The 18,667-nt window shown below is 58.8% G+C and carries 17 protein-coding genes and 2 pseudogenes; 12 read left to right on the top strand and 7 right to left on the bottom strand.

The features are described 5' to 3' along the window. Nucleotides 1–82: 82 nt before the first annotated feature. From OU997_RS02475 to OU997_RS02450, 6 genes and pseudogenes are all read left to right on the top strand, one after another. Nucleotides 83–763 carry an energy transducer TonB gene (locus tag OU997_RS02475; RefSeq protein ID WP_267808786.1) on the top strand — a complete coding sequence of 227 codons (681 nt, stop codon included), beginning with the start codon at nucleotides 83–85 and terminating at the stop codon, nucleotides 761–763. Between the two features lie 21 nt (nucleotides 764–784). Further along, nucleotides 785–1,855: a hemin-degrading factor gene (locus OU997_RS02470; protein WP_267808785.1), complete on the top strand. Its 1,071-nt coding sequence runs from the start codon at nucleotides 785–787 to the stop codon at nucleotides 1,853–1,855. An 84-nt stretch (nucleotides 1,856–1,939) separates the two neighbouring features. Continuing rightward, nucleotides 1,940–2,839: a heme/hemin ABC transporter substrate-binding protein gene (locus OU997_RS02465; RefSeq protein ID WP_420713230.1), complete on the top strand. Its 900-nt coding sequence runs from the start codon at nucleotides 1,940–1,942 to the stop codon at nucleotides 2,837–2,839. Nucleotides 2,840–2,889: 50 nt separating this feature from the next. Next, nucleotides 2,890–3,864: pseudogene (locus tag OU997_RS02460) on the top strand (FecCD family ABC transporter permease); the annotation flags it as partial. A gap of 9 nt (nucleotides 3,865–3,873) precedes the next feature. Continuing rightward, nucleotides 3,874–4,640: pseudogene (locus tag OU997_RS02455) on the top strand (heme ABC transporter ATP-binding protein). Nucleotides 4,641–4,650: 10 nt separating this feature from the next. Next, nucleotides 4,651–5,529 carry a ChaN family lipoprotein gene (locus OU997_RS02450; protein ID WP_267808782.1) on the top strand — a complete coding sequence of 293 codons (879 nt, stop codon included), beginning with the start codon at nucleotides 4,651–4,653 and terminating at the stop codon, nucleotides 5,527–5,529. A 470-nt stretch (nucleotides 5,530–5,999) separates the two neighbouring features. On the opposite strand, the gene OU997_RS02445 is transcribed toward OU997_RS02450, so the two are convergent. The 5 genes from OU997_RS02445 to OU997_RS02425 all read right to left on the bottom strand — a co-directional run bounded on the left by OU997_RS02445 (nucleotide 6,000) and on the right by OU997_RS02425 (nucleotide 9,958). Further along, the gene (locus OU997_RS02445) at nucleotides 6,000–6,800 is read right to left on the bottom strand and encodes a Crp/Fnr family transcriptional regulator (RefSeq protein ID WP_108488656.1); all 801 of its coding nucleotides are present in this window, start codon (nucleotides 6,798–6,800) and stop codon (nucleotides 6,000–6,002) included. 106 nt (nucleotides 6,801–6,906) lie between these two features. Beyond that, nucleotides 6,907–7,179, bottom strand: a complete 273-nt coding sequence (locus OU997_RS02440) for a TfoX/Sxy family protein (RefSeq protein WP_108488657.1) — start codon at nucleotides 7,177–7,179, stop codon at nucleotides 6,907–6,909. Nucleotides 7,180–7,574: 395 nt separating this feature from the next. Beyond that, the gene (locus OU997_RS02435) at nucleotides 7,575–7,847 is read right to left on the bottom strand and encodes a methyltransferase domain-containing protein (RefSeq protein ID WP_267808779.1); all 273 of its coding nucleotides are present in this window, start codon (nucleotides 7,845–7,847) and stop codon (nucleotides 7,575–7,577) included. 119 nt (nucleotides 7,848–7,966) lie between these two features. Further along, entirely contained in the window at nucleotides 7,967–8,311 is a 345-nt protein-coding gene (locus OU997_RS02430; RefSeq protein WP_267808777.1) for a pentapeptide repeat-containing protein, read from the bottom strand. A gap of 84 nt (nucleotides 8,312–8,395) precedes the next feature. Continuing rightward, a complete protein-coding gene (locus OU997_RS02425; RefSeq protein ID WP_108488660.1) occupies nucleotides 8,396–9,958 on the bottom strand; it encodes an AAA family ATPase in 1,563 nt (520 codons plus the stop codon). Between the two features lie 118 nt (nucleotides 9,959–10,076). On the opposite strand from OU997_RS02425, the gene mrcB reads away from it, so the two are divergent. The 3 genes from mrcB to OU997_RS02410 are packed head-to-tail and all read left to right on the top strand — an operon-like array spanning nucleotide 10,077 to nucleotide 13,432. After that, nucleotides 10,077–12,395: a penicillin-binding protein 1B gene (gene mrcB / locus OU997_RS02420; protein WP_267808775.1), complete on the top strand. Its 2,319-nt coding sequence runs from the start codon at nucleotides 10,077–10,079 to the stop codon at nucleotides 12,393–12,395. A gap of 15 nt (nucleotides 12,396–12,410) precedes the next feature. Next, nucleotides 12,411–13,103, top strand: coding sequence for a tetratricopeptide repeat protein (locus OU997_RS02415; RefSeq protein WP_267808774.1), 693 nt, complete (start codon nucleotides 12,411–12,413; stop codon nucleotides 13,101–13,103). Next, nucleotides 13,103–13,432 (top strand): YqcC family protein, encoded by a 330-nt coding sequence (locus tag OU997_RS02410; RefSeq protein ID WP_108488663.1) that lies wholly within the window; start codon nucleotides 13,103–13,105, stop codon nucleotides 13,430–13,432. Before OU997_RS02415 ends, OU997_RS02410 begins: the two co-directional genes overlap by 1 nt. A 15-nt stretch (nucleotides 13,433–13,447) precedes the next feature. Here OU997_RS02410 and OU997_RS02405 read toward each other — a convergent pair whose 3' ends face one another. Next, nucleotides 13,448–13,891, bottom strand: coding sequence for a DUF4124 domain-containing protein (locus OU997_RS02405; protein ID WP_267808772.1), 444 nt, complete (start codon nucleotides 13,889–13,891; stop codon nucleotides 13,448–13,450). 406 nt (nucleotides 13,892–14,297) lie between these two features. On the opposite strand from OU997_RS02405, the gene OU997_RS02400 reads away from it, so the two are divergent. Both OU997_RS02400 and ilvN read left to right on the top strand, forming a co-directional pair. Beyond that, complete coding sequence (locus tag OU997_RS02400; protein WP_108488670.1) at nucleotides 14,298–16,022, top strand: acetolactate synthase 3 large subunit; 1,725 nt, start codon at nucleotides 14,298–14,300, stop codon at nucleotides 16,020–16,022. Between the two features lie 2 nt (nucleotides 16,023–16,024). Continuing rightward, on the top strand, nucleotides 16,025–16,516 hold the full coding sequence (gene ilvN, locus OU997_RS02395) for an acetolactate synthase small subunit (RefSeq protein WP_108488665.1): 492 nt from the start codon (nucleotides 16,025–16,027) through the stop codon (nucleotides 16,514–16,516). A 96-nt stretch (nucleotides 16,517–16,612) separates the two neighbouring features. Here the strand turns inward: ilvN and ilvY are convergent, their stop codons facing one another. Further along, on the bottom strand, nucleotides 16,613–17,494 hold the full coding sequence (gene ilvY, locus OU997_RS02390) for an HTH-type transcriptional activator IlvY (protein ID WP_267808771.1): 882 nt from the start codon (nucleotides 17,492–17,494) through the stop codon (nucleotides 16,613–16,615). Between the two features lie 124 nt (nucleotides 17,495–17,618). Here ilvY and ilvC point away from each other — a divergent pair, with 124 nt between their 5' ends. After that, on the top strand, nucleotides 17,619–18,635 hold the full coding sequence (gene ilvC, locus OU997_RS02385; RefSeq protein WP_267808769.1) for a ketol-acid reductoisomerase: 1,017 nt from the start codon (nucleotides 17,619–17,621) through the stop codon (nucleotides 18,633–18,635). The last annotated feature ends 32 nt before the right edge of the window (nucleotides 18,636–18,667 follow it).

Genomic DNA, 18,667 nt, shown 5'->3' with positions numbered 1-18,667 from the left:
ATCGGCGGCACGCTAAACCATGTTGACACGCTAATGCAAATAATTATCAAATAGATTCGTATTTGATCGAGTGCGCGCCAACATGCTTCGTATATTTTTTTCCCTGCTGCTATCGCTGGCGCTGCATGTCGCCGGCTGGCTGCTGTATGGCGTTGCGCAGCCTCCAGAATTGAATGCCGCGCACGCCAGTGTTCAGGCCGTGCAGCCACGCATCACGGCTGTGCTGCTGGCGCCTGCTCCGGTTGAGCACAAGGCACCAGCCGTACCGCCGCCGGCGTTACCGCCTAAGCCGGCGGCGGTGCAGCCCGTCAAGCCGGCCGTGGCGCTTCAGCCGAAACCTGCCCCTTTATTGGTGCCACCGAAGCAAGCGGTCGCTGAGGTCGCACCGGTTGAGGTCGCCCGCACGCAGGCCGTTGTGGCAAATCCGGCTCGGGTTGAGTCGGCCGAACCGGCCCGTTCACGCGTGGTGGCTGAGGTGTTCAGTCGTAGGCCGAGCTTTCGTGAGCCACCGCGTCAGCCGAGTTATCCGTCCCAGGCGCGTCGTCGCAATCAGCAGGGGATTGTCCTGTTGGAGGTGCGTCTGGATGAGCTGGGGCAGCAGCGCAGTCTCAACGTACTGCGCTCCTCGGGGGTTGAGAGTCTTGATCGTGCCGCGCTGCAAGCCGTTGCCGCATGGCGTTTCAGCCCCGAAACCACAGACGGTCAGGCCGTACCCAGCCGTGTCCATATCCCAATTCAGTTTGCCCTGACGGCAAGTCGATGATCCATCAATGAGGAACTCAGCATGAATACAACCGCCCAGTCCGCCGCGGTGAGCAATGATCTCTACCTGGCCTGGCAAGTCCTGCGCAATGAACAGCCACGCCTGCGTGCGCGAGATGCCGCCGAGCGTTTGGCGGTGAGCGAGGCTGAGCTGGTTGCCAGCCGGCTTGGTGTCGATACCCTGCGGCTACGCCCGGAGTGGGCGCAACTGCTGCCGGCATTGGGGGAGTTGGGCTATGTGATGGCACTCACCCGCAACGAGCATTGCGTGCATGAACGCAAGGGCTATTACCGTGAGGTCACGGTGACGGGTAATGGCCAGATGGGCCTGGTGGTGTCGGCCGATATCGATCTGCGCCTGTTCCTCGGCGGCTGGGCCAGCGTGTTTGCCATTGAGGAGCAGACTGGCAAGGGCACCCAGCGCAGCATCCAGATATTCGACCGTCAGGGTACGGCAGTGCACAAGGTGTTTCTCACCGAGGACAGCCAATTACAGGCCTGGGAGCCTCTGCTGGAACGCTTTGCCGCCAGTGAACAGAGTGCCGAGCTGGACCTGCTGCCACTGCCGCCGGCAACCCAGGCGCAGGCCGATACGGTGATTGATGCCAATGCGCTACGCGTTGGCTGGTCGTCGTTGAAAGACACACACCACTTCTTTGCCCTGTTGAAAAAGCACGGTACCACCCGTACCCAGGCGCTGCGTTTGGCGGGGCGCGAATGGGCGGAGCCGTTGGCGGTGAGCGAGCTGCCGAAGCTACTGGAGCAGGCAGGCGCTCGGGATGTGCCGATTATGGTGTTTGTTGGCAACCGCCACTGCATCCAGATCCATTCCGGGCCAGTGAAGAATCTGCGCTGGATGGACACCTGGTTCAATGTGCTGGACCCCGAGTTCAATCTGCACCTGCAAACCACTGGCGTGACCGAACTGTGGCGTGTGCGTAAGCCGAGCACCGACGGTGTGATCACCAGTTGGGAGGCCTTTGATGCTGAAGGCGAGCTGGTGGTGCAGCTGTTTGGTGCGCGCAAACCGGGTGTTCCAGAACGTGAGGACTGGCGTGCCCTGGCCGAGGAGGCCGTGGCTCTACCGGCCTGAGTCGGTTTAGCCGTTGTGGTTGATGCGCCGCGCCACTGGTTTGACCGGGGCCGGCGTTCACTTCTGTTTCCCTAGAGAATTCCCATGAAGCCCCTTAGCTCTCTGCTCGCCCTGTGCGCGAGCCTGTTGTCCTGTGCCTCGGCGATGGCCGCCGAGCCGTTGCCGCAACGCTGGATCAGTTCCGGTGGTTCACTCAGCGAGTGGGTGGTGGCGCTGGGTGGCGAAAGCCGTCTGGTCGGGGTGGACAGCACCAGTCAGCATCCAGAGTCGCTGCGTGCGCTGCCGAGTATCGGTTATCAGCGCCAGCTGGCGGCCGAAGGCATATTGACGCTGCGCCCGGATATGCTGATCGGCAGTGAAGAAATGGGGCCACCGCCGGTGCTGGCGCAATTGCGCGGCGCCGGTGTGCGAGTGGAAATGCTCTCGTCCAAGGCGGACCTGAGCAGTGTGCAGGCCAGCCTGCAGCGCATCGGCACTCTGTTAGGCGAGCCGCAACGCGCTGATCAGGTCTTTGCGGCCTATCAGCAGCGCTTGCAGCAGCAGGCCGACTGGCTGGTGAGCGCGCAGCGTCAACAGGCGGCGCCGGGCGTGCTGCTATTAGTCGGGCATGCCGGCGGTAGTCCGATGGCGGGTGGCAAGGACACGTCGGCCGACTGGCTGATCGAGCATGCCGGCGGGCGCAATCTGGCCAGCCACCGCGGCTTCAAGGCGCTGTCCACCGAAGCCCTGCTGGCGCTTGATCCCGAGGTGCTGATCATCGCCGACCGCAGCCTGTCCGGTGATGCTGCGCGTGAGGCATTGTTGCAGCAGAATCCCGCGCTGGCGGCGACCCGGGCAGCGCGTAACCAGCGTTTGCTGATGCTTGACCCGACGCTGCTGGTCGGCGGTCTCGGCCCGCGTTTGCCGGATGGGCTGGCGGCCTTGTCCGCAGCCTTTTATCCTGCCAGCCAACCTTTGGTCGCCGAAGCTAAGCCCACGCCATGAATCCTGTTATTCGACCGCGCTCACTGTTTATTGCATTGAGCCTGTTGCTGGTGCTCGCGCTCTGGTTATCCCTGGCGCTGGGGCCAGTCAGCCTGCCGCTACTCGATACGCTCAAGGCGGCGTTGCGCCTGCTGGGGGTGGTGCACGCGGGCGATGAGTTGGCCCAGGCCGAACTGATCCTCGGGCAGATCCGCCTTCCGCGCACCCTGCTCGGGCTGCTGGTCGGTGCAGTGCTGGCGCTGTGCGGGGTGGCGATGCAGGGGTTGTTTCGTAACCCGCTGGCAGACCCTGGGTTGATTGGCGTATCCAGCGGCGCGGCCCTCGGCGCGTCGATTGCGATTGTCGGTGGTGCGGCCCTGGGCGGCTTGCCGGAAGCGTTCGCGCCGTATCTATTGTCGGTGTGTGCCTTTATCGGTGGTTTGGGGGTAACGGCTCTGGTTTATCGCCTGGGCCGGCGTGATGGTGAAACCAATGTGGCGACCATGCTCCTGGCCGGTATTGCCCTCACCGCATTGGCCGGTGCTGCCATCGGTCTGTTCACTTACCTGGCCGATGACGCCACCTTGCGTACCCTGACGTTCTGGAACCTGGGCAGCCTAAATGGCGCCAGCTACCCGCGTCTGTGGCCGTTGCTGCTGGTGACGGCGGCCGTGGCGCTGTGGTTGCCACGACGGGCCAAGGCGCTGAATGCCTTGCTGTTGGGCGAGTCTGAAGCACGCCACCTGGGTTTTGCTGTTGAGCGGATCAAGGCTGAACTGGTGTTCTGCACCGCCCTGGGCGTAGGTGCCGCGGTAGCCGCGGCGGGGATGATCGGCTTTATCGGCCTGGTGGTGCCGCATCTCGTGCGTCTGCTCGTGGGGCCGGATCATCGTGTGCTGTTGCCGGCTTCAGCGCTGGCGGGTGCCAGTCTGCTACTGCTGGCGGATTTGGTGGCACGGCTGGTGCTGGCGCCGGCGGAATTGCCGATTGGTATTGTCACGGCGCTGATTGGCGCGCCGTTCTTCCTTTATCTGTTGCTGCGGGGGGCGTACCTGATGCTGCGCGCGGAAAATCTGGCGGTACAGCGCGGCCCGTGCACGGTGTTGGCGGATATCAACCTGGAGCTGCGTCCGGGCGAAGTGCTCGGCGTGTTGGGCCCAAATGGTGCTGGCAAGAGTACCTTGCTGGGTGCTTTATGTGGCGAGTTGCAGCCGAGCCATGGCGACGTCTGGCTGGATCAACGGCGCTTGCAGGACTGGCCCGGCAGCGAGCGCGCGCAACGTCTGGCGGTATTGCCACAGACCTCGACATTGAACTTTGCCTTTCGTGTGGAAGAAGTGGTTGGCATGGGCCGCTTACCTCACGCCAGTGGGCGTGTGCGCGATGCACAGATCATCAAGCAGGCGCTGGAGGCGGCCGATGCCTTGCATTTGGCCGGACGCAGTTACCTGGCGTTATCCGGCGGCGAGCGCCAGCGCGTGCACCTGGCGCGGGTGCTGGCGCAGCTCTGGCCGGGGGGGAAGGGCAGATACTGCTGCTCGATGAGCCGACTTCAATGCTTGATCCGCTGCATCAGCACACCACATTGCAGGCCACCCGCGCTTTCGTCGAGCAGGGCGCCGCGGTACTGGTGATTCTTCACGACCTCAATCTGGCCGCGCGTTACTGCGACCGTCTGTTGCTGCTGGAGCGAGGCCGCCCCCATGCGCTCGGTAGTCCTGAGGCCGTGCTGCGCGCCGAGCCATTGCAGGCGGTGTTTGGTCTCGAAGTGCTGGTGCAGCAGCATCCGGAACGGGGTCACCCTTTAATCGTTGCTCGTTAAGGTCTTGTTTATGCGTATTGTGTTATTGCTGGTTGCTGCGCTGTTGAGTGCCTGTCAGGCGTTGCCGGCGTTACCCGTCTGGCAAAGCCCCGAGGGGCTGCAGCATCCTGAATTGGGGCAGATTGTCGAGTTGCGTACCGGCGCGCGGCTGACGCCTGAGCAACTGCTGACGCGTCTGGCTGCTGCGCCCAAGGTGCTGGTCGGCGAGCGGCATGACAACCCCGATCACCATGCATTGCAGCTCTGGTTGTTGCGGGCGCTTGCTGCGCAGCGACCACAGGGCAGTCTGCTGCTGGAAATGCTGACGCCGGATCAGCAGGTCAAAGTCGATCAGGTGCGTGCTGCCATCGTTGCCGGACAGGCGCCGCAGGACATGCTGGGTGCTTTGAACTGGCAGCCGGGCTGGGCTTGGTCGCTGTACGGCCCCCTCGTACAACATGCGCTGCGTCAGCCGTATCCGTTGCTTTCAGCCAACCTTGAGCGCCGCGAAGTTATGCAGATTTATGCCCGGGTACCACAACTCCAAGGTCCGGCATCCACGGCTGCGCCGGTGCGCGAAGCGCTGTTCAAGCAGATTCGCGAGTCGCATTGCAACCTGCTACCGGACAGTCAGTTGCCGGCCATGCTCGCCGTGCAGCAACAGCGGGATCGGCGTATGGCCGAAGCCCTGCTGGCTGCGCCTGAGCCTAGCCTGCTGTTTGCCGGCGCCTTCCATGTGCGCCGTGAGTTGGGTGTGCCGCTGCATTTGCAGGATTTGGGTGAAGCTGCAGGTGTGCAGGTACTGATTCTGGCGGAGGTTGGTAGCCAGGTGGCTGCGCAATCGGCCGATTACGTCTGGTACACACCGGCTCAGCCGGAGCAGGATCACTGCGCAAAACTGCGCCCATAGCCAGGCTGGCCAGCGGCTGAGCATTTGTCTGCGGGTTCTCCGGAGATTGTCCGCTCAGCCGTTGTATCTGCGCGAGGCTCGCAATAGGGCGTCGCATTGCATTTTAGTCTGAGTGCATCGGATTACGTGTCTGACGGATGTGCCCAATGCCGCCAGCCCTTATTCAATTCCAGGCTGGAGTCGATCTCTTTCCGGATTTTGTCCTGTGCGCGGTGCTTTCCCGTAGGCAAAAAAAGACCCGGCAGAAGCCGGGTCAATAACCGTGATTAGCCTGATGAGGAGATAATCTGAAGAGGCCGACTGAAGGTCTCTTAAGCTTATCGGCTGATCTCGCGACCAGTTGAGGTAATAATAACAATTCTCATTTTCAAGTCAATGTCTTTGCTAAAACTTTTTGCGGTGATGGCTGATTTTGTGACGGCCATTAACAACAAACCCGGCGCTAGGCCGGGTTTGTTAGCGTGCCGCATTCAGGCATCTGCAGCCGGCAAGCGTAGCTGTGTGACTTCTTTATTGAGCAGGTCGATGCGCTTGGCCATGCTCTCGATCAGGCTGTGGGCAATGCGTGGGTTGCTCTGCATCAGGCTGAGAAATTGCTCCTTGGGGATCACCATCACGGTGCAAGGTTCGCTGGCCAGTACGGTGGCGCTGCGCCGTTCGCGAGTGAATACGGCCATGGCACCGAAGATTTCATCTTTCTGCACGTCGCCGACCTTGTGCCCGTCTACATAGGCCTCGGCATGGCCCTCTATGATGATGAATACGTTGTCGGCCACATCGCCTTGGTGGATCAATTCTTCTCCTGCGGCAAAGTGTTGGAAGCCAGTGGAGGGGCGTATTTCAGGTTGTTTCAGACGAGCCAGTGCATCTGACAGCAAAGCGGTATGGCCAATCAGGTACTGGATAAAGAGTTCCTGGCGCTGCTCGCTGGCATAGATGTGCTGAAACACCTCACTGCGCGAGTAGGGAATCAGGCTCAGCTGTTCTTCGCTGCTGTAGCGGCAGCTCGGCATGTCCAGGCCCTGCCGCAGGCCGACCAGATCACCTTCTTGCAGATAGAACAGAGGTCGATCATCAACGACTGCATGTAAGAGACCGTTTTCAATGATGAACAACTGGTTGCTCGGCAGAATTTTGGCCAGATCATCCGCACGCTCGAGATGCAGTGGTGATGCCGCCGGGGCAAGGCCCTCAAGCAATTGCATCGGGATGCTTTGTAATCGGTTGATCAGCTGGTCGGCGTAAGCCGGTTGCTCCCCGAGTAAGTACATGAGTGAATTTCCTTGAACTGGCTGGGCATACTAAACCGTACGAACGTCCCTAAAACAATAGTTGCCAGCGGGCTTCCGGTAAATCGTTAGCCTTAGAGGTTGTGAGCTAGCTCTTGTTGTGGTGAGAAGTTTCATTGAGCTGGCCGTTCAGATCCGCTTTCAGGCTGGGTGGTAGTTCATTCCAATGAACATCCAGCAATGCTCCTTCGATTGCGTACAGCAGTACTTTCGATGCTCTAAAGCCTCGCGCTCTCACTGCTCGGTATGCGCTGACCGATCCCAGGCGGCGCAGGTCATTGGCGCTATGGATCCCCACTGCATGTAACCATTGGGCTGAGGTTTTACCGAGATTTTTCATGTGTTGCAGTTCATCGTTCATTAGGCCTCCTTGCGCTGCTGGGCAGTCGTGCGGATAGGGCAGTTTGGCGTACCTGCAAGAAAGTGTAGCGGCCACTGGATAAAGTGTGGTTGCCTGGTATACCCGCAGGTTCTGCGAGTCTCAGGCTCTAGTTGCTGCAACGGGTTTTGGCTGTGGTGTTGTACATAGCGCTGCAATGCTGATCACGTCCGCAGATACCCCTGTAATTGATCCAGTGACCAGTATTTTTGGACGGATGAGCTCGTTGGTTTCAGTCCGCTAAAGGGATTGGGCATATCACGGTAACCCGCATCAACACTGGCCCGACCTGCCGGCCAGAAATCGTCCAGCGTTTGCCAGTAAATATGGTCGATCAGTTCATCCAGCCCTGCGTTGATGCGCAGCGGGCCGTAACACTAAGCACAGTCGATCACGCCAGGTTTGAGCAGGCGGTGCATATTCTTGAAAAAGACCGGGGTGGCGAACCCATGCAATGCCTGCGCAATCACCATCAGGTTGATACTTTGGTTGGTTAATGGCTCGGCCTGTGCGTGCGTCGCAAAGAGCTGCACATGTGAGCGTGTTCGGCTTGCCTGCAGTTGTTCAATACTGCGATTGCATGTCAGAACCTGCTCCAAGTGTTCTAACCGCAGATAACTTGCCTGGCCATTGCCGTAAGCGATGTCCAAGGCGAGCAGGCACTGTGGGGGTCGGGCTGCCATCCAGGCAGATATGTGTGCTGGATAATGCGGGCGAAAAGTGGGGTAAGCGGCTGCCAGCGCGCCGAAAAGTTGGCTGACGTTGATGCTTACCGTGTCTTGTAGCGCAGGCGTGTACCAAAGTTTACGGACATGAGGATTTCATCTGCGGTCAGTTCGACAGGGAAGTAGGCTCCTGATATTTGCGCATGGGCAATACTGGCACCTTCAAGTTGAGAGTAGCGCAGATCCAGGCCACGCAAGTCGGCACCGCGGAAGTAGGCGTTGGTGAAATTGATGCCGTGCGCATCAAGAGCACGTAGATCCAGTCCGCGAAAGTCACCGTCGCTCAAATCAACGACGGTGTCTTTAGGCTTCTGCGCATTGAATGCCGATACTTTTTCATTGTGAATCAGTGCGTACAGTGGATTGTCCAACTGTTTGGGCTGGCTCATGGGCTATCTCCGTGTTGGGGCTTACTCCAAGTATAGAAGCCGTGGCGCAGTCTGCTTCCAGCAGTACTACGTCCTATGTGTCAATCAGATTCCCGGAAGGCGTTGGCGAATGCGCGCGATCAGGGTGTCCAGGCTGGCGCTTTCGTGGGTGTCGACACGCTTGCTGTGCAGCAGTTCACCGTCACTCAGTGCTTCGCGGCTCGCCTTTTGTGCGAGCACAACATCCATGGTGGCATCGGATGGGTCGCTACCAGCGGCTTTGCGCTGCTCCAGCCAACTGGCGATAACTTCGTCAGGGGCGCTGCACTCCAGAATGATGAAGGGAACGCCGCAGGCTTCGGCCACCTGACTGGCTGCCTCGCGCTGTGCCTGCTTGAGGTAAGTGGCGTCGATGATTACTGGAAACCCGGCATGCAGGGTCGCTTTGGCGAGTTGGTGCAGGCGCTGGTAAGTGGTGGCGCTGGCGTTCTGGGTGTAGATGCCGGCGCTCAACTTGCCGAGGTCTGCAAGCGACTGTTCGCCGAACAGTCGCTTGCGCTCTACATCCGAACGCAGTCGAATAGCACCCAGTGCCTCGACCAGGCGCATGGCCACATGGCTTTTTCCCACGGCAGAAACACCGTGGGTGATAGCCAGGAAACAAGAGGGGATGGCGCTGTAGCTTTCCGCCAGGTTGGCGTAGTTACGGTATTGGCGCAGGGTTACGGCTTTTTGCACCGCATCGGTCTGATGGGCCAGGCTGAACAGCGCGACTTTGGCGCGTACCAGGGCGCGGTAGGCCTTGTAGAAATTCAGCAACTCCAGTGCTGCGTAATCACCGGTGTGCTCCAGCCAGGCATTGATGAAGCGCCAGGCATGCGCCTTGAGGCCACGGTCTTCCAGATCCATGGCGAGGAAGGCCGCGTCCGAGGCGATATCGATCAGGCGGAATGGCTCGTTGAATTCGATGCAATCGAACAGCACGACCTGGCCGTCGAGCAGGGTGGCGTTGCCCAGGTGGATGTCGCCATGACATTCGCGGATCGAGCCACTGTTGGCACGTTCGGCAAGCAGTGGCTCCAGGCGGGTGTAGGTGGCTTCGGTCCAGTCTTGCAGAGCCGCCAGCTGCTGCAGGTCGGCGGCATCATTGAGCAGTGGGCGGATCTGCTCGAAGTTCTGCCGCATTGGCGCAACGATGGCGTCTGGCGAGCACAACGCATGGCTGCTTGCCACGGCAGGTGTGGTGCCATGGAAGTCTGCGATCTGCTTGGCCAGGTCGTCGATGTGCGCTTCAGTCAATTCACCGCGTGCCTGTACATCACTGAGCAATTGGCTTTGCGGGAACTGGCGCATTTTCAGCACATACTCGATGGCCGTTCCGCTACCGCCGAGTTGTGGTGCCTCGACACTGCCGCTGATCGGCAGCACGTCCAGGTAAAGGCCTTGAGTCAGGCGCTGATTGAGGCGCAGCTCTTCCTTGCAGAAGTGCTCGCGGGCGCTTAATTCGGTGAAATCGAGAAAGCCGAAATTCACTGGTTTCTTGATTTTGTAAGCGAAGGGGCCGGTGAGTATCACCCAGGAAATATGGGTTTCGATGACCTGAAACTGCTCCACCGGATGAGGGTAGAGTGCCGGGTTTTGCAATGCGGCGATCAGAGCTTGGCTCACGGGCGATCCTTGGCGTTGTACTGAAATAAGAGGCGTCCATTATGGCCGCTCAAGGCCAGTCTGCAAACCGTAGCGGCGGCCTGCTGGCAAGTGGGCAAAGTGCGTATAATGCCGCGCCATGACTCGTACCCGATCTTCCCGTCCCCGTTCTAAACGCCGCACCGGCGGTATGCGCCCTTGGCTGGGCTGGGCTCTCAAGCTCAGCCTGGTCGGTCTGGTGGTGCTCGCCGTGTTTGCGGTTTATCTCGATGCTGTGGTCCAGGAGAAATTCTCCGGCAAGCGCTGGACCGTGCCCGCCAAGGTCTACGCTCGGCCGCTGGAACTGTTCGTGGGGCAGAAGCTGGCCAAGGATGACTTCCTCAAGGAGCTGGATGCCCTGGGCTATCGCCGGGAAAACACGGTGGTCGGTCCCGGTGGCGTTTCGGTAGCGGGCAATAACATCGAGCTGCATTCGCGTGGCTTCCAGTTCTATGAAAGCGCGGAGCCTTCACAGCGTGTGCGTGTGCGTTTTTCCGGCGATTACGTTGCTGGGCTGACTCAGGCTGGCGGTGGCAACCTAGCTGTGGCGCGCCTTGAGCCGCTGCTGATCGGCGGGTTGTACCCAGCGCATCAGGAAGACCGCGTGCTGATCAAGCTGGAGCAGGTGCCGCCTTATCTGGTTGAAACCCTGGTGGCGATCGAGGATCGTGAGTTCTTCAATCACTTTGGTGTGTCGCCCAAGGGTATCGCCCGTGCGGTTTGGATCAACGCCACCGCCGGTCAGCTGCGTCAGGGCGGCAGTACCCTGACTCAGCAGTTGGTAAAGAACTTCTATTTGACCAATGAGCGCAGCCTCTCGCGCAAGGCCACCGAAGCCATGATGGCCGTTTTGCTTGAGCTGCATTACGACAAGAAGGACATTCTTGAAGCCTACCTCAACGAGGTTTTCCTCGGTCAGGATGGCCAGCGCGCGGTGCATGGCTTTGGTCTGGCCAGCCAGTATTTCTTCAGCCAGCCCCTCTCCGAGCTGAAGCTTGATCAGGTCGCCCTGCTGGTCGGTATGGTCAAGGGGCCGACCTACTACAACCCGCGGCGTAACCCGGAGCGTGCACTGGAGCGCCGTAATCTGGTGCTGGATGTGCTGGCAGAGCAGGGTGTTGTCAGTGCGGCAGATGTGAGCGCCGCGAAACAGAAGCCGCTGGGTATCACCCGTCGAGGCAGTCTGGCGGACAGTTCATTTCCGGCTTTTCTCGATCTCGTCAAGCGTCAGTTGCGCGAAGATTACCAGGAGCAGGATCTGACCGAAGAAGGCCTGCGCATTTTCACCAGCTTCGACCCGATTTTGCAGCTCAAGGCGGAAAGTGCTCTGGCGGACAGCCTCAAACGTTTATCCGGGCGTAAGGGGGTCGACCAGGTTGAGGCGGGCATGGTCGTGACCAGCCCGGAAAGTGGCGAGGTGCAGGCCATCATAGGTAGCCGTCAGCCGCGCTTTGCTGGGTTCAACCGGGCGCTGGATGCGGTACGGCCGATCGGCTCGTTGATCAAGCCGGCGATCTACCTGACCGCACTCGAGCGACCGAGTCAGTACACCCTGACCAGTTTGCTTGAAGATCAGCCGTTCTCCATCAAAGGCCAGAACGGCCAGGTTTGGAGCCCGCAGAATTATGACCGCAAGGCTCATGGCACGATTTACCTGTATCAGGGGCTGGTTAACTCTTACAACCTCTCGACTGCCAAGCTGGGGCTGGAAATCGGTGTGCCGGAAGTGCTGAAGACCCTCAGTCGTCTGGGTGTCGAGCAGGAGTGGCCGGCTTATCCCTCTATGTTGTTGGGAGCGGGTGGCTTGAGTCCGATGAGCGTTGCCAACATGTACCAGACACTGGCAAATGGCGGCTTCAATACGCCCTTGCGCAGTATCCGCAATGTGCTCACAGCAGACGGGCAGCCCCTCAAGCGCTATCCGTTTCAAATTCAGCAGCGTTTCGACAGTGGTGCCATCTACCTGCTGCAGAATGCCATGCGGCGCACGATGTCTGAGGGCACAGGGCGCTCGGTATACGGTCAGTTGCCGCGCTCGCTGGCGCTGGCCGGCAAGACTGGCACCAGTAACGACTCGCGAGACAGCTGGTTTGCCGGCTTCAGTCAGGATGTTCTGGCGGTGGTCTGGCTGGGTCGTGATGACAACGGGCCTACGCCGTTGACTGGCGCCACAGGGGCGTTGCAGGTGTGGACGGATTTTATGCGCAAGGCCGATCCGTTGCCGTTGGACATGCCGGTGCCGGAGAATGTGGTGCAGGCTTGGATCGATACCAGTAGTGGACAGGGCACTGATCCGAGTTGTCCGAATGCGGTACAGATGCCTTATATTCGCGGCAGCCAACCCGCTGCTGGGCTTGGCTGTGGCATTCAGGCGCCGGCCAATGAGGTGATGGATTGGGTACGCGGCTGGTTGGATTAAGTGAGAGGGTGTGTTGTGAATAAATGGTTGATTCCTGCTGTAACGGCCACTTTGGTTCTCGCGGGTTGCAGCAGTGTGCCGCGCGGTTCGATTCCTGTGGTTGAGGGCGGTTCTTCAGTCTCTTCCGGTCAGGCTTCTGCTGCTACCGGTTACCCGGCCGCAACGCCTCAGGTGAAAGCATTGCCGGAAGATTCCGGTGTGGTGGTGATGGTTCCAGGGGGTGGCACAACTACGCCGATTCAATCCTTCCCGGCCGGTAACGCGCCACTGGATGTCGGTGCGTCGAGCCAGCCTTGGAGAGCCACGCCGCCGGCTACCCAGGGTGGTTATGTTGCGCCGGCACCCAGCGGAATTCCCAGTAGTGGCCTGGCCATGGACGAACAGCTGGATGGTCCGGTGCTCGCCCTGCTGACCACCGCTCAGCAACAACAGGGTGGTGGCGATCTGAATGGCGCTGCCTCGAGTCTGGAGCGTGCCCAGCGGATTGCTCCGCGTGAGCCGCAGGTGCTCTACCGCCTGGCAGAGGTACGTCTGGCGCAAGGTGATGCCGCGCAGGCCGAACAGTTTGCCCGGCGTGGTTTGAGCTATGCCAGTGGGCGTCCAGCGTTGCAGGCCAGTCTATGGAACCTGATAGCTCAGGCTCGTGAGCGTCAAGGTGATACGGCGGGCGCAGCGCAAGCCCGTGAGCAGGCGAGAGTCAGCTTGTGATGGATGCGCGTATCCCGTTGCTGGCGGAGCAGTTGCTGCTGATCGAGCGTGAATTGCGCCTGCAGAACTGGTGGAGCGAACAGTCGCCAGCGGCTGAGGCGCTGGCCAGTCAACAGCCGTTCTGTGTTGATACTCTGGCGTTTGAGCAGTGGTTACAGTGGATTTTCCTGCCGCGCATGAAGCAGTTGCTCGAGTCTGCAGCTACCTTGCCGACAGCATCTGGCATCCAGCCAATGGCCGAACAGGTTTATCAGGGTGAGATGAAGCGTGCACGGGAGTTGATCAGGCTGTTGGGTGACTTCGATCAGTTGATTGCTGGCGCGACCTGAGTCGCGCCTATTATTTCACTCGCAGTTGTCGGTAATCGACTTCTGCGTTTCGCTGATGCGTGCTTGGCGTTCGTCTTCAGTCAGGCGGCGCACTTCACCGTCCACTTCCATGCTCAGGCGTGGATTGTTCTGCAGTTGCGCCAGATTGGTGCGCACGTTCTCACAATATTTTTTGCGTTCGGCTTCCTTGGTGGCAACGTCCTTCTTAACTTTTTCGTCAATCGCCGCCTGTTCGGGGTTCGCAATGCTTTCGAATGTCGGTGCGGGTTTCGGTTCTTCGTTGGCTGCTGGCTTGGGGGCCGGCACGGCGGTATTGATGCTGGTCGCCTCTTGCCCCTGCGGGGGCTGCGCGCTGAAGTGTGTCACGCCCTTGGCGTCGACCCACTTGTAAACCTGACTGGCCATTGCGGTGGCGCTCATGGCGAGCATCAAGCTGCTGGTGATCATCATGCGGCGCATGCGGTTTCCTTATGTTGAGCTGCGGTGCCTGCTCACTACTATAACCAAAATGTTTGAATCGTCATCCTGCGCTGCGTCACAGCAGAAGATTGCAGATTCAGTCACGGATTGCTTGACTTGGCCGCGCCGAATCTCAACAATTCCACGCTCACTGTAGTGGAGTCCGCCGCAAGCAGGCTTTAGCTCAGTAGACATGAGGTGCACACCCGCGCCGACCTGTTACACCCGCAACGCGTTACCTCGCGCTGGGTGGGAAAATCCCGCAACACCAAGGGACTTTCCCAATACTTGCTCAGTAGTAGCTGACGTAGTCGGCGACCACCGTCGCTCATGCTCTGCTGACAGTAAACCTATCTTAGGCCGTCCCTCTGTTGGACGGTTTTCTGGCGTTTTAGAGGTGAACAACGTGGAGCTTTTATCCGGCGCTGAAATGGTCGTCCGCTTTTTGCGTGACGAAGGCGTTAAGAACATCTATGGGTACCCGGGCGGTGCTCTGCTGCATATCTACGATGCCCTGTTTAAAGAACCGGAAGTGAATCACATCCTGGTTCGTCACGAGCAGGCCGCAACTCATATGGCTGATGGTTATGCCCGTGCCACCGGTAAAGCCGGTGTGGTGCTGGTGACCTCTGGCCCTGGCGCAACCAATGCCATCACCGGTATTGCCACTGCCTACATGGATTCCATTCCGATGGTGGTGCTGTCGGGCCAGGTGCCCAGCAACATGGTCGGCACCGACGCCTTTCAGGAAACCGACATGATCGGTATCTCTCGGCCGATCGTGAAGCACAGTTTCATGATCAAGCATGCCTCGGAAATCCCGGAAGTCCTGAAGAAAGCCTTCTACTTGGCGCAATCCGGCCGTCCAGGCCCGGTGGTTGTGGATATTCCCAAGGACATGACCAACCCGGCTGAAAAGTTCGAGTACGTCTATCCGAAGAAGGTCAAGCTGCGCTCCTACAGCCCTGCGCTACGCGGTCACTCCGGGCAGATCCGCAAGGCGGCCGAGCTGTTGCTGGCGGCCAAGCGTCCAATCGTCTACTCCGGTGGCGGTGTGATCATGGGCGGTGCTGCAGCGCCGCTGACTGAGTTGGCGCAAATGCTTAATCTGCCCGTCACCAATACCCTGATGGGATTGGGTGGCTATCCCGGCACTGATCGTCAGTTCCTCGGCATGCTTGGTATGCATGGCAGCTACACCGCTAACCTGGCGATGCACCATGCTGATGTGATTCTGGCAGTGGGTGCGCGGTTTGATGACCGGGTGATCAACGGGGCGAGCAAGTTCTGCCCGAATGCCAAGATCATTCACATCGATATCGATCCAGCCTCCATCTCCAAGACCATCAAGGCCGATATTCCAATCGTTGGCCCGGTTGATAGCGTGATGACCGAGATGGTCGCCATCCTCAAAGAGATCGGTGAGCAGCTGAACAAGGATGCTTTGGCGAGCTGGTGGAAGCAGATTGACGAATGGCGTGGCAGCGGTCGTCTGTTCCCCTATAACGAGGGTGACGGTAGCGTTATCAAGCCGCAGGCTGTGGTTGAGATGCTCTCTGAAGTGACGAAGGGCGATGCCTTTGTGACCTCGGACGTTGGTCAGCACCAAATGTTCGCCGCGCAGTACTACCGCTTCAACAAGCCGAATCGCTGGATCAACTCCGGTGGTCTGGGCACCATGGGCTTCGGCTTCCCGGCCGCCATGGGGGTGAAGTTGAGCTTCCCTGATGAAGAGGTAGCCTGTGTTACCGGTGAAGGCAGCATCCAGATGAACATTCAGGAACTGTCGACCTGCCTGCAATACGGTTTGCCGGTGAAGATCGTCAACCTGAACAACGGCGCGCTGGGTATGGTGCGTCAGTGGCAGGACATGATGTATAGCAGTCGTCACTCGCACTCCTACATGGAGTCGTTGCCGGACTTCGTCAAACTGGCCGAAGCCTATGGTCATGTTGGTATCCGCATCACTGATCTCAAGGACCTCAAACCGAAGATGGAAGAGGCTTTTGCGATGAAGGATCGCCTGGTGTTCCTCGACATCCAGGTTGATACCAGTGAGCACGTCTACCCGATGCAGATCAAAGACGGTGCAATGCGCGATATGTGGCTGAGCAAGACGGAGCGTACCTAATCATGCGACACATTATTTCCCTGCTGCTGGAAAACGAGCCCGGCGCATTGTCCCGCGTGGTCGGTCTGTTCTCGCAGCGCAACTACAACATCGAAAGCCTGACTGTGGCGCCGACTGAAGACCCGACCTTGTCGCGTCTGACCCTGACCACTGTTGGCCATGATGAAGTTATCGAGCAGATCACCAAAAACCTCAACAAGCTGGTCGAGGTGGTCAAGCTGGTTGATCTGTCAGAAAGTGCTCATGTCGAGCGCGAGCTGATGTTGGTCAAGGTCAAGGCCACAGGCGCTCAGCGTGCCGAGGTCAAACGCACCACCGACATCTTTCGTGGGCAGATCGTCGATGTGACCAGCAGCGTCTACACCATCCAGCTGGCGGGTACGAGCGATAAGCTCGATAGCTTTATCCAGGCCATCGGCACCACGTCTATTCTGGAAACCGTGCGCAGTGGTGTCACCGGCATTGCCCGCGGTGACAAGGTGCTGAGTATCTGATTGCGTTGCACTGATATAAGCAAAAGCCCCCGGGGGAATTTCTCCGGGGGCTTTTTCATTTCGAGAGTAAGTGCCTTGCCTATTGCGTAGCCGTTGTTAGCGTTGGCGATTCCAGAAAGCATTGATCAACGGCTCTTTCAGGCGCTTTTCCAGCGCGAACAGGCCGATGTCGTAGGCCGTCAGTGGCGGCTGAATATCGTAGATGCGGATGCGTGCCGTCAGCGGGCTGTTATCGAGGACGATCTGCGGCACGACGCCAATGCCGAAGCCCAGGCTGACCATGCTGACGATGGCTTCGTTACCGCTGACCTGGGCATAGATGCGCGGTTTGATGGTGTGGTTTTTCAACCATCGGTCGGTGCGAGTTCGGGCGAGCCCTTCTTCTGAGAGAATCATCGGTACGTCTTTCCAGGTTTCTGTGCCGGGGTGCTTCAGTTGCTCCTCGGTTAGCAACTGGGGAGACAGTGGGCCGATAAAGCACAAGGCAGAACGGGCAATCGATTGAAATGCGACGCCAGTTGGCAAACTGTCGGGGCGGGCGCCGATGGCCAGGTCCTCCAGCCCTTCCTGTACGCGTTCAACGGCTTTTGCCGGGTCACCTGTGTGCAGCTTCATTTCAATGCGAGGGTAGTCCTGGCGAAAGCTGCTCAGGATGTCATAGAGGAAGCTATAGCTGGCGGTTACCGAGCAATAGAGCGAGAGCTCCCCATGCAGAATTAATTGATCCTGTTTGAAGGTTTGGCGCATGGCTTGCCAGCCGTTCATGACCTCGCTGGCATACTCGCGAAATTGCTGTCCTTCGCGGGTCAGGCGTACCGAGCGGTTGTCGCGTAGAAACAGCGGTGCGCCGAGTTCATCCTCAAGCTGCTTGATGCTGCGGCTAAGTGCAGAAGGACTGACATGCTGCTCGCGGCTGGTTTTGCCGAAGTGCAGGTTGTCGGCCAGGGAGAGAAAGAGCTGGAGTGTGTGGCTGTCCATTATTGTTTCAATTATCGGCATATTGTGTTGCAAATATATCATTTTACGCAACGGTGCGAATCACTTAAGGTGTCTTCGTCGCGGTGCATGCACCCCATCTCCTTCGATTAAAAGAGCCAAAAACATGAAAGTTTATTACGACAAAGACTGTGACCTCTCGATCATCCAGGGCAAGAAAGTTGCCATCATTGGTTACGGTTCCCAGGGCCACGCCCAGGCGTGCAACCTGAAAGATTCCGGTGTCGACGTCACTGTTGGTCTGCGTAAAGGTTCGGCTACTGTTGCCAAGGCAGAAGCCCATGGCCTGAAAGTATCCGACGTGGCCACTGCTGTTGCCGGTGCTGACCTGGTCATGATCCTGACTCCGGACGAATTCCAGTCCCAGCTTTACAAGAACGAGATCGAGCCGAACATCAAGAAGGGCGCCACTCTGGCTTTCTCCCACGGCTTCGCGATCCACTACAACCAGGTTGTTCCGCGTAGCGATCTCGACGTGATCATGATCGCGCCGAAAGCGCCGGGCCACACTGTGCGCTCCGAGTTCGTCAAAGGTGGTGGTATCCCTGACCTGATTGCTGTCTATCAGGATGCTTCCGGGAATGCCAAGAACGTTGCCCTGTCTTACGCTTCCGGCGTAGGTGGCGGCCGTACCGGTATCATCGAAACCACCTTCAAGGATGAGACTGAAACCGATCTGTTTGGCGAACAAGCGGTTCTGTGTGGTGGTTGCGTTGAGTTGGTCAAAGCTGGCTTCGAAACCCTGGTAGACGCTGGCTACGCGCCAGAAATGGCCTATTTCGAGTGCTTGCACGAGCTGAAGCTGATCGTTGACCTCATGTACGAAGGCGGTATCGCCAACATGAACTACTCGATCTCCAATAATGCCGAGTACGGCGAGTACGTGACCGGCCCTGAAGTGATCAATGCCGAATCTCGTGCCGCCATGCGCAATGCGCTGAAGCGTATCCAGGATGGTGAGTACGCCAAGATGTTCATCCAGGAAGGTGCTACCAACTATGCATCCATGACGGCCTACCGTCGCAACAACGCGGCTCATGGTATTGAAGTGGTCGGTGAGAAGCTGCGTTCCATGATGCCGTGGATCTCGGCCAACAAAATCGTCGATAAGACTAAGAACTAAGGTTTTATGATGTAAGAAAAAACGCGGCCAAG

Origin of the sequence: Pseudomonas sp. SL4(2022) (assembly GCF_026625725.1) — a bacterium.
Lineage (GTDB): Bacteria > Pseudomonadota > Gammaproteobacteria > Pseudomonadales > Pseudomonadaceae > Aquipseudomonas.
Note: the sequence above shows the minus strand (reverse complement) of the source record. Positions and strands in the feature narration are given on the sequence as shown.